Genomic DNA, 10,780 nt, shown 5'->3' on the forward strand with positions numbered 1-10,780 from the left:
TAGTCAAGATATAAAATATAAGATATAAGATATAAGATATATATATCGTTGGAAGGGGATGTATCATGTTATTATGAAGAAATATGTAATTGCATTAGATCAAGGAACAACAAGTTCAAGAGCTATAATTTTTGATAAAGAACTTAATATTCAGGGGATTGCTCAGAAGGAATTCCAGCAGATTTATCCTAAAGAAGGATGGGTTGAACAGGATGCTATGAGCATTTGGGCAAGTCAGTATAGTGTGCTTCAGGAAGTTATAGCAAAGGCAGCTATAACAGTTGAGGATGTTGCAGCAATCGGTATAACAAACCAAAGGGAGACAACAATTGTCTGGGATAAGAATACTGGTAAACCTGTTTACAATGCGATTGTATGGCAGTGCAGAAGAACTGCAGATATATGCAAAAGGATTGAAGAAGACGGTATAGCAGATTATATAAAGAAGAACACTGGGCTTGTAGTTGATGCGTATTTTTCTGCAACAAAAATAAAATGGATACTCGATAATGTTGAAGGAGCAAGAGAAAAAGCTGAAAAAGGTGAACTACTATTTGGAACAGTAGATTCATGGCTTGTTTGGAAACTTACAGATGGCAGAATACACATAACAGATTATACAAATGCAGCTAGAACAATGCTGTTTAATATAAAAGAATTAAAATGGGACAAAAAGCTGCTTGATTATTTCGATATACCCGTTTCAATGATGCCTGAAGTTAGGAATTCTTCAGAGGTTTATGGTACAGCTAATATTGGAGGAAACTTAGGATGCGAAGTGCTTATCTCAGGAATTGCAGGAGATCAGCAGGCAGCATTGTTTGGACAGGCGTGCTTTGAAAAAGGCAGTGCAAAGAATACTTATGGAACTGGATGTTTTTTGCTTATGAATACTGGTGAGAAGCCTATTGAAAGTAAAAATGGACTTCTTACTACAATAGCTATTGGCATAGATGGCAAAGTACAGTACGCACTTGAAGGATCAGTATTTATAGGAGGAGCTATAATCCAGTGGCTGAGAGATGAAATGAAGCTCATTAATGATGCAGCTGACAGTGAGTATTTTGCTAAAAAAGTTAAAGATAATGGCGGTGTTTATGTTGTCCCTGCATTTGTGGGACTTGGAGCACCATACTGGGATATGTATGCAAGAGGTTCGATACATGGCATAACAAGAGGAACAAATAGGAATCATATAATAAGGGCAGCACTGGAGGCGATAGCATATCAGACTGCTGATGTTATGAACACCATGATAGAAGATTCAGGAATAAAAATTACAAGTTTAAAAGTAGATGGGGGAGCAAGCAGGAACAACTTCCTTCTGCAGTTCCAATCAGATCTTATTAGAAAAGAAGTAATAAGACCAATTATTACAGAAACAACAGCACTTGGTGCAGCATATCTTGCGGGACTGGCAGTTGGTTTCTGGAGCAGCAGGGATGAAATTTCAAAGCTTTGGTATAAAGAAAAGAGCTTTATTCCACAGGAAGATGAAGAAATTATGAAAAAATATTATTCAAAGTGGAAAAAAGCAGTGTCAAGGTCAATGGCATGGGAAGACTAAAATAGATAATCAGAAATTCATTAAAGTACACATGAAATGTATGGAGGAATTGAGAAATGTATGATGTAGCAGTTATAGGAGCCGGCGTGATTGGTGCGTCAATATTCAGAGAACTTACTAGATATAATGTTAAGACAGTTATTATTGAAAAAGAAAATGATGTATCCATGGGAACATCAAAAGCAAATTCAGCAATTGTCCACGCAGGATATGATCCTGAAAATGGAACACAGATGGCTAAGCTTAACGTAGAAGGTAGTAAGATGTTTGAAAAAATCTGCAGTGAACTGAGCGTTCCCTATAAAAAGAATGGGTCACTTATTATAGGGTTTGACGATGATGACATGCAGGAAATAAACAGACTATATGAAAATGGTACTAAAAACAAAGTTGCAGGATTAAAAGTGCTTAATTCTGAAGAAGCTAGAAAACTTGAGCCTAATTTAAGTGAGGATGTTAAAGGAGCACTGCTTGCAGCAAGCGGAGCAATCGTAGGGCCATTTGAATTAACAATAGCACTAGTTGAAAATGGCTTAGACAACGGCGGAGACATAAAGTTATCTGCTGAAGTTTCAAAAATAGAAAAGACAGAAAAGGGATTCAGAATATCATTTAAGAATGGAGAGTCTGTTGAAGCAGAATATGTTATCAATGTAGCAGGATTATTTGCTGACAAGATTCATAACATGATTGCAGAGCCTTCATTTGAGATTCATCCAAGAAGAGGAGAATATTATGTTATGGATAAGAGCCAAGGTAAATTATTCAGCCATACTATTTTCCAGTGTCCATCAAAGAAAGGAAAAGGAGTGCTTGTAACTCCAACTGTACATGGAAATCTTCTTGTAGGACCAAGTTCAGAAGACATTGATGATGTTGAAAACATGAAGACAACATTAAGTGGACTTGATTATGTTAGAAAGATTGCGGAAAGAACAACAAAAGCTATAAATTACAGGGAAGAGATAAGAAATTTCTCAGGACTTAGAGCAATGTCTGACAGAGATGATTTTATCATTGAAGAAGCAAAGGATGTTCCTAACTTCTTCGATGTAGCAGGAATTAAGTCACCAGGATTAAGTTCAGCACCTGCAATTGCAGTACATGTTGTTAAGATGCTGCAGGATAAGGGATTATCTCATGAAGAAAACAAGTCATTTAATCCAGTGAGAAAACAGACACACTTTATGGAGCTTTCTGAGCAGGAAAAAGATGAATTGATTAAGAAGGATTCAAGTTTCGGCAGAATAATCTGCAGATGCGAAAGCATTACAGAAGGTGAAATACTTGAATGCATACACAGAACTTTAGGTGCTACAACTGTAGATGGTGTGAAAAGAAGGTGCAGACCAGGAATGGGTAGATGTCAGGGAGGTTTCTGCGGACCAAGAGTTCAGGAGATTCTATCAAGAGAGCTTAACAGAGATATGACAGAGATTGTACAGGAAAAGTCGGGATCATACATCCTTACAGGAAAAACAAAGTAAGATTTACTAAGTAGCAGGGAAAATATGATTTAAGGAGCTTGATATATTATGAAGTATGATTTAGTTGTAATTGGTGGAGGTCCTGCAGGCCTTGGTGCTGCATATGAAGCATACAATAATGGAGTAAAAAGTATTGTTATCATCGAAAGGGATAAGGAACTAGGCGGTATACTTAACCAGTGTATTCACAATGGCTTTGGACTTCATACATTTAATGAAGAACTTACTGGACCACAATATGCACAGAGATTTATTGATATGGTAGAAAAAACTGATATTGAAGTAAAGCTTGATACCATGGTTTTAAGTATAGAAGACAAGATTATACATGCAATTAACAGTAAAGATGGGTATATGAATATAGAAGCAAAAGCTATCATCCTTGCAATGGGATGCAGGGAAAGAACAAGAGGAGCTATAAATATGCCAGGAGACAGACCATCTGGAATATTTACTGCGGGAGCAGCACAGAGATATATAAACATGGAAGGATACATGGTAGGTAAGGAAGTTGTAATACTTGGTTCTGGTGATATAGGGCTTATCATGGCAAGAAGAATGACTCTTGAAGGGGCTCATGTTAAAGCCGTTGTAGAACTTATGCCTTATTCAAACGGGCTTAACAGAAATATCGTTCAGTGTTTAGATGACTACAATATTCCCCTTTATCTTTCACATACAATTATTGATGTTCAGGGAAAAGATCGACTTGAGAAAGTAACTATTGCCAAGGTAGGTGAAGACAGAAGGCCTATAAAGGGTACAGAAATGGATTTTGAATGTGATACTTTATTGCTTTCAGTTGGACTTATTCCTGAAAATGAGTTGTCTAAAAATGCAGGTATTAATCTTGATAATAGAACAAATGGAATTCTTGTAAATGAAAGCATGGAAACAAGCAAAGATGGAATATTTGCCTGTGGTAATGTTGTTCATGTTCATGACCTAGTTGATTTTGTTACTGAGGAATCAACAAGAGCAGGAAGAAATGCGGCAAGATACCTTAAAGGTGAACTTAATGAAGATAATTTTATTGAAATTAAAAATGGTAATGCGGTAAACTATACAGTACCTCAAAAGGTTAATGTTCAGAATGTAGAGGATAAACTTATCGTATTTTTTAGAGTTAATAACGTATATAAGGATAAGGTGCTTGTAGTAAGAAGCGGCAATAAAGTTATTGCGGAGTTTAAAAAGTCACATATTGTACCATCAGAAATGCAGAAGCTTATCATTACAAAGAAACAGCTTGAAAATATTCATCAGGAAGTAACAATTTCTCTTGAAGATGTGAAGGGGGCTGAAAAATAATGAGTGATACTATGGAAAATGATAAAGAAAAAGAATTAATATGCATATGCTGCCCTAATGGATGTCACCTTTCTATAAATTTAGAAGAAAAAACAGTAAAGGGCAATAAATGTCCTAGAGGAGCTAAGTATGGCATAAGCGAACTAACACATCCAGTAAGGATTATTACAACAACTATCAGGATAGAAGGGGCTAAGCATAATGTGTTGCCAGTAAGAACTGAAAAAGAAATTCCTAAAGAGTTGATGTTTGAAGCTATTAAGGAAATAAATAAAACTACTGTAAAAGCTCCAGTTAAGGAAGGGCAGACAATCATAGAAAATCTGCTTGATACAGGAGTCAATGTAATTTCATCAAGAAGTATGGATGTTTTGTGACAAAACATGGAATTTGGGCCTTGTGAAATAATATTTTGAGAGACTCTATAGCTGTTAGCCCACCGTGTTGAAAGCTAATAAGAAATAATAAATAAAATATCAACACTGTAGGCTAACAGACGTCTAGCTGAGAAAAATAGAAATAAATACTATGAGCATCAACACTGTAGGCTAACAGGGGTATAGGTACAAGAAAGAAGATTAATTCAACAGAGTGGAGGGCTTGTCCTTCCACTTTGTTTTACATTCTTAAAATAGATGTGTATAATGCTTAGTATATAAAAGAAGAAAAATAGCAAAAATAATAGTATATATGGAAAAATTAATCATGGAGGATGAAGTTATGGCAGTAAAAATAGTTGTAGACAGCACAAGTTATATTCCAGAGGATATTAAGAAACAATATGATATATCAACTATATCGCTTAATTTTATTTTTGGAGATGAAAGTGTAAGAGAAATTGACATTGATAACAGTACATTTTATAAGGAGATGGACGAAAAAGGTGAAATACCAACTTCATCACAGCCAAGTATAGATGAAATGTATACTGCATTTGAAAATATAGTTAAAGAAGGAAATGATGTTGTTGCAGTAGTGATATCATCAGACATGAGTGGTACATATTCAAGTGCACATCTTGTGAAAAATATGATTCTTGAAAAATATGAAAATGCAAAGATTGAAATAATTGATTCAAGAACAAACTGCATGCAGATGGGCTTTGTTGCAATAGAAGCAGCAAAGAAAGCCGAAGAAGGAGCAGCAATTGAAGAGGTTGTTGAAAGAGCAGAATTTGTAAAGAATCATAGTGAATTCTTGTTCCTTCCTGATACTCTTACATATCTTAAGAAAGGTGGAAGAATTGGAGGAGCAGCAGCTTTATTTGGTTCAATTCTTCAGATAAAACCTATACTTACAGTTGTTGATGGAAAGACTACAGTTTTTGATAAGGTAAGAACTAAGAAAAAAGCAGTAGACAGACTTTTGAATCATATTATGGAAGTGTCAAAAACTAAGAAGATTAAAGAAGTTGTTGTACATCATATTAATATAGAGGAAGAAGGACAGCATCTGGCAGATAGAATTGAAGAAGCTTTAGGCATAAAGGCAAGAGTATGTTCAATAGGACCAGTTATCGGACTACATGTTGGACCAGGAAGTATTGGAATAGCATACTACACTGAAAATTAACAATTTATATAAACGAGGTAATGAATAGATGAACTTTAAAGATTACGGTCTTTGTGATGAAATACTTAAATCAATAGAACTTCTTGGATACAAGAAGCCTTCTGAAGTACAGGAGAAGGTGCTGCCACTTGCACTTAAGGATAACGACCTTTTAGTTAAGTCTCAAACTGGAAGCGGTAAGACTGCATCTTTTGCCATACCTGTCTGTGAGAAAATAGTATGGGAGGAGAATGCACCACAGGCACTTATTCTTTCACCAACAAGAGAGTTATGCGTACAGATAAAAGAGGATGTTTCAAATATCGGTAAGTTTAAGAGAATAAAAGCTGTACCGGTATATGGCAAGCAGCCTTTCTCAATGCAGGAAAGAGCACTTAAGCAGAGAACTCATGTAGTTGTTGGTACTCCAGGAAGAACTATGGATCATATTGAAAGAGGAACTTTAAAGCTTGAAAAGATTAAATATCTTATTATAGATGAAGCTGATGAGATGCTTAACATGGGATTTATTGACCAGGTGGAAAGTATCATAAAATCATTGCCAAAAGATAGAGTTACAATGCTTTTCTCAGCAACTATTCCCGAGGAAATAGAAGTATTATGTAAAAAGTATATGAAGAATGTAAAAAAAGTTGAGATAGAAGCGCAGAATATGATTTCTGACAGGATAACTCATAAGTATTATGAAGTTAAGGAAAATGATAAGCTTGATCTCCTTGAAAAAGTACTTATCACAACTAATCCGGAAACATGCATAATGTTCTGTAGAACTAAGGATAATGTTGATAAGGTTTATAACTTTATGAAGAAGAAAAACTATCCATGTGAAAAGATTCATGGTGGCATGATGCAGAATGAAAGACTTGAAGCTATGGATAATTTCAAGAAAGGAAAGTTCCCATTTCTTGTAGCGACAGATGTTGCTGCGAGAGGAATTGATGTTGAGGACATAACAGAAGTAATCAACATTGATGTTCCGATGGAAAAAGAAAGCTATGTGCACAGAATAGGAAGAACAGGACGTGCTGGTAAGAAAGGTACAGCAATAACTTTCGTTACACCTTTTGAAGACAGATTCTTTGATGAAATACAGCAGTATATTGGATTTGAAATTGAAGAAGCACAGCCAATCGATAATGAAGAAGCTGCAGCTTCACTAGATGAATTTAAGAAGAGAATTGCACAGAAGCCGAAAGCAAAAAATACTAAGCAGAATGCTCTTAATAAGGGTATAATGAAAATTTATATGAACGGCGGCAAGAAGAAAAAGATCAGAGCCGGAGATATTGTTGGTGCTGTATGCAGCATTGAAGGGCTTACTGGTGATGACATAGGAATTATCGATATACAGGACAATGTTTCTTATGTAGAGATACTTAATGGAAAAGGTAATAAAGTACTTAGTGGGCTTAGTAAAAGTACTATAAAAGGCAAGAAACTTAAGGTACAGATAGCGAAGTAGCCTAGTAAAAAATTTATAATGCTGTTAGCCCATTGTGTTGATAAAAATTCATCAACACGGTTGGCTAACAGGCGTATATGTAGGGAAAAGTAAATAATTAATGTTTAAATAAAGAAAGGGGACAGAGACATGTTACAAGAAAAAAATCAGAAAAATAGCATCATTTTATGATTATATGCATGACAGCATCAATAGCAGGATGTGCAGGAAAGGAATAACCTAAGGAAGAACAGGAAAAAATAAAAGATTGAGAAATTTAATTCCGTCTATAAAGGCGGAATTTTTTTATACGAAAAACAAAGCATAGATTAAATTGCAGATAATTGACATGTTTTGCCTTAAGATGATATATTATAGGTGAAAAAATACAATTAGGGAGAAAAGAAAAGTGAGTAAAGGTTTTAAATCAAATGTAATAATAATGGTATTGCTTATTTTGACTATAGGTGTTATTACACTTGGAATTAAAAATGATAAAAAGGCAAGAGCTAAGGATATTGAGGATGTTAAAATATACGAAGCTAAGAATACAGCTTCAGCTAAGAAGCCTGGTGAAAGTACTAACAAGAAAGCTGATAAGGAAAAAGAAGACACTCTTGATGTATATGTAAGTTACAGTCAGGAAAAGATATAAAAATCCTTGTTGTAGGAGACAGTATTGGAAAGAGCTTAGGAAAGACTAAAGACGATGCTGCATGGGATGTAAAAGTTAAGAAACTTATAGAAGATAAATATAAAAACAAATGTACAATAGATAATATTTCTGAAGATTCAGCTATTGCATATAAAGGCTACAGTGATATCATGAAGAATGACATAAAAGATTTTGATCTTGCAATTGTCTGCTTCGGAGGAAGTGATCAGTATGTTACAACAAAGGATCAGTTCAGTGGCACATATGAAGAAGTTATCAGAGAGCTGAAAAAGAAAAATGCTAAAGGCGAAATAATTACTGTTCTTGAAAATACAATGGAAAATAAGAATTTCGTAGATATCATTAAAGATGTAAGCAAGAATTATAATCTTGATATGATGGATGGTATAGCAGCGTATAATGATTCACCGCTAAGCAAGAAAGACATGTTGGCAGACAAGCTTCATCCAAACGATAAAGGATATGAAGTGTATGCAAATGCTATATATAAGATAATTGAAAAAAATGTAGATGCCAAGAAGACAGTAAAAGTGTTTGGAATAATGACAAACTAAATGTTTTTATAATATTGTAATATAGGGATTAAAATGAAGGGCCATCGCACTGAAAATAGTACGATGGCTTTTTCTTTGCAAAAAGATACATTAAACATGCTTATATTTTACTAATGAAATTTTGTTTTAAAACAATATAAATTTATTGTGAATTGGAAAAAAGTTTATAAAAATAATGTCAAAAAAAGACAAAAAAAGATTTTCATAATTCGAAAAGAAAACGTTAATCACAAATATATGGAAATTAAGAGGTGTAAACTATAAATTTATAAAAAATATATAAATCTATTGTAAAAAATTAGTAAAATAGAGAAAAATATGAGTTTGACAATAAAAATATGTTGTTATAGTATATTTTATGTGTAATTCATTTAAATGTTTTAAAAATATATAAATTATATTTATACACAAAATATTTATTTTATACATAATAATAATAATAATAATAATAAAATTAAAGAAATATTTTACATGTAGAGTGTGAGAATATATAATTATCCTGGAAATTTGTTGAAATATAAGTGTTTAGAGGTGAAAGCTAAGGGGGAATGTTTGTTGTATGATGGTGTCACAATGGATTATGAACAGAATGATTTAAGTGATGATAAAGGTACAATTTACAAGGTGGTAAAAAGATTTGCAGATATTGTACTATCTCTTTTTGGACTAATTTTTTTATCACCGCTTTTATTAATAACTGCTATTGTGATAAGAATTGATTCACCTGGCAGAGCTGTTTATAGTCAGTATCGTGTGGGGAAACATGGGAAAAAATTTAAAATCTACAAGCTTAGGTCTATGGTTAATGGAGCTGAAAAGATGAAAGATAAGTTACTTAAAGAAAATGAAATGTCAGGACCGATGTTCAAGATGAAAGATGATCCTAGAGTTACCAGGGTTGGAAAATTTATAAGAAAGACTTCTATAGATGAATTGCCTCAATTAATAAATGTACTAAAAGGTGAAATGAGTCTTGTGGGACCAAGACCAAGTCTTCCACATGAAGTAGAAAAGTTTGAACCGTGGATGAAAGAAAGACTTAATGTTAAGCCAGGATTAACTTGCTATTGGCAGGTAAGTGGACGAAATGATATAGATTTCGAAGATTGGATGAAGCTTGATATCAAATATGTAAGAGAAAGAAGTGTTTTAGTAGATATAAAACTTATCTTTAAAACATTTTTTGTACTGTTTGGTGATAAGCATGCATACTAGAAATTAATAAGAGTAATGCATAATATAGTTAAGATTTATATTTCAAAATATATAGAATTTAGGGTTAGTATATATGCTCTACAGATTCTGTATATTTATGTGATGGTTTTGAGTGTATTGAGGCGATATAGAGTATATTGTTAATAAACACAATTACTAAGGAATAATAAAAAAGTAAATGGAGAAAAATCTATGAATAAGTTGGATTTAAGTATTTCAATTGTTTCCTACAATAATTATAATGATGTTGAAAAATTAATTAAGAATATAGATGAGTATACGTCGATAAATTGCAATAACAAATTGAACTAATTTTATTTTTCCATTTGAACCCTTGAATTTTTAAGCTGAATAGATCTCATCGAGGTACTTTTCAAAAAGCTCCTCTGGAGTTCGGTAGTCTAAGATTTTACGTGGAAGAGTGTTCATCCATTCTTCAATAAACCCTATGTTATCAACACTATAATCAGATATACGCTTTCCCTTGGGGATAAATCGACGTATTAGCCCATTATGACGCTCATTTGTGCCTTTTTCAAATGATGAATAAGGATGTGTGTAATAGACCTTAGTTTCAGTGTGATTTTCAAGTGTGGATAAGTCTGCAAATTCAGAACCATTATCCCCAGTAATGCTTTTAAAAACCTTGCTAAACTGAGTTCCATAGACATCTTTAAGATAGTTAAAGGCTTCGGTAACTGATTCACCAGTATCTGCAAGGTACATTTCAACATGTTTTCCTTGCTTGATTTGAGTAGTAGTTCCACGACGGATTTCATTGATAATAGTATTGATTGGTCTTTGCAATTCTTTGGCAATTTTATATGCAGAGCAACCGTCTGCAAGGCGTATTTCTATAGTCATGCGCTCTTTGAAATTCAAGTGTTTATTTTTACGTGATTCTGTGTTATGATTTGGGTAATTCATAGTGATTATCCTCCTTGTTATTTTGGTTTC

General features: G+C 33.6%; 9 protein-coding genes and 2 pseudogenes. 9 read left to right on the top strand and 2 right to left on the bottom strand.

Going from position 1 to position 10,780, the window contains the following annotated elements; all coding sequences use genetic code 11:
• Positions 1-73: 73 nt before the first annotated feature.
• The 9 genes from glpK (at position 74) to FYJ33_RS07105 (ending at position 9,823) form a co-directional block, all read left to right on the top strand.
• Complete coding sequence (gene glpK / locus FYJ33_RS07065) at positions 74-1,567, top strand: glycerol kinase GlpK (RefSeq protein ID WP_154531041.1); 1,494 nt, start codon at positions 74-76, stop codon at positions 1,565-1,567.
• Between the two features lie 56 nt (positions 1,568-1,623).
• Positions 1,624-3,054 (top strand): NAD(P)/FAD-dependent oxidoreductase, encoded by a 1,431-nt coding sequence (locus FYJ33_RS07070; protein ID WP_154531042.1) that lies wholly within the window; start codon positions 1,624-1,626, stop codon positions 3,052-3,054.
• 48 nt (positions 3,055-3,102) lie between these two features.
• Positions 3,103-4,365 carry an NAD(P)/FAD-dependent oxidoreductase gene (locus FYJ33_RS07075; protein ID WP_154531043.1) on the top strand — a complete coding sequence of 421 codons (1,263 nt, stop codon included), beginning with the start codon at positions 3,103-3,105 and terminating at the stop codon, positions 4,363-4,365.
• On the top strand, positions 4,365-4,742 hold the full coding sequence (locus tag FYJ33_RS07080) for a DUF1667 domain-containing protein (protein ID WP_235900795.1): 378 nt from the start codon (positions 4,365-4,367) through the stop codon (positions 4,740-4,742). Before FYJ33_RS07075 ends, FYJ33_RS07080 begins: the two co-directional genes overlap by 1 nt.
• 343 nt (positions 4,743-5,085) lie before the next feature.
• Positions 5,086-5,937: a DegV family protein gene (locus tag FYJ33_RS07085; protein WP_154531044.1), complete on the top strand. Its 852-nt coding sequence runs from the start codon at positions 5,086-5,088 to the stop codon at positions 5,935-5,937.
• 28 nt (positions 5,938-5,965) lie between these two features.
• Positions 5,966-7,399, top strand: a complete 1,434-nt coding sequence (locus FYJ33_RS07090) for a DEAD/DEAH box helicase (RefSeq protein ID WP_154531045.1) — start codon at positions 5,966-5,968, stop codon at positions 7,397-7,399.
• 388 nt (positions 7,400-7,787) lie between these two features.
• Positions 7,788-8,033, top strand: a complete 246-nt coding sequence (locus FYJ33_RS07095; protein WP_154531046.1) for a hypothetical protein — start codon at positions 7,788-7,790, stop codon at positions 8,031-8,033.
• 2 nt (positions 8,034-8,035) lie between these two features.
• A complete protein-coding gene (locus FYJ33_RS07100) occupies positions 8,036-8,608 on the top strand; it encodes an SGNH/GDSL hydrolase family protein (protein ID WP_328598663.1) in 573 nt (190 codons plus the stop codon).
• 573 nt (positions 8,609-9,181) lie between these two features.
• Positions 9,182-9,823 (top strand): sugar transferase, encoded by a 642-nt coding sequence (locus tag FYJ33_RS07105; protein WP_154531054.1) that lies wholly within the window; start codon positions 9,182-9,184, stop codon positions 9,821-9,823.
• A 342-nt stretch (positions 9,824-10,165) separates the two neighbouring features.
• Here the strand turns inward: FYJ33_RS07105 and FYJ33_RS16295 are convergent.
• Positions 10,166-10,534, bottom strand: a pseudogene (locus FYJ33_RS16295) (IS30 family transposase); the annotation flags it as partial.
• A gap of 63 nt (positions 10,535-10,597) precedes the next feature.
• Positions 10,598-10,750, bottom strand: a pseudogene (locus tag FYJ33_RS16830) (helix-turn-helix domain-containing protein); the annotation flags it as partial.
• Positions 10,751-10,780 lie beyond the last annotated feature (30 nt).

The organism is Inconstantimicrobium porci, assembly GCF_009696465.1.
In the GTDB taxonomy this organism is placed as follows: domain Bacteria; phylum Bacillota; class Clostridia; order Clostridiales; family Clostridiaceae; genus Inconstantimicrobium; species Inconstantimicrobium porci.

Excerpts from the sequence above, each read along its gene's own strand:
- glpK (WP_154531041.1), top strand. The coding sequence starts at position 74 with ATGAAGAAATATGTAATTGCATTAGATCAAGGAACAACAAGTTCAAGA.
- FYJ33_RS07070 (WP_154531042.1), top strand. The coding sequence starts at position 1,624 with ATGTATGATGTAGCAGTTATAGGAGCCGGCGTGATTGGTGCGTCAATA.
- FYJ33_RS07075 (WP_154531043.1), top strand. The coding sequence starts at position 3,103 with ATGAAGTATGATTTAGTTGTAATTGGTGGAGGTCCTGCAGGCCTTGGT.
- FYJ33_RS07080 (WP_235900795.1), top strand. The coding sequence starts at position 4,365 with ATGAGTGATACTATGGAAAATGATAAAGAAAAAGAATTAATATGCATA.
- FYJ33_RS07085 (WP_154531044.1), top strand. The coding sequence starts at position 5,086 with ATGGCAGTAAAAATAGTTGTAGACAGCACAAGTTATATTCCAGAGGAT.
- FYJ33_RS07090 (WP_154531045.1), top strand. The coding sequence starts at position 5,966 with ATGAACTTTAAAGATTACGGTCTTTGTGATGAAATACTTAAATCAATA.
- FYJ33_RS07105 (WP_154531054.1), top strand. The coding sequence starts at position 9,182 with ATGGATTATGAACAGAATGATTTAAGTGATGATAAAGGTACAATTTAC.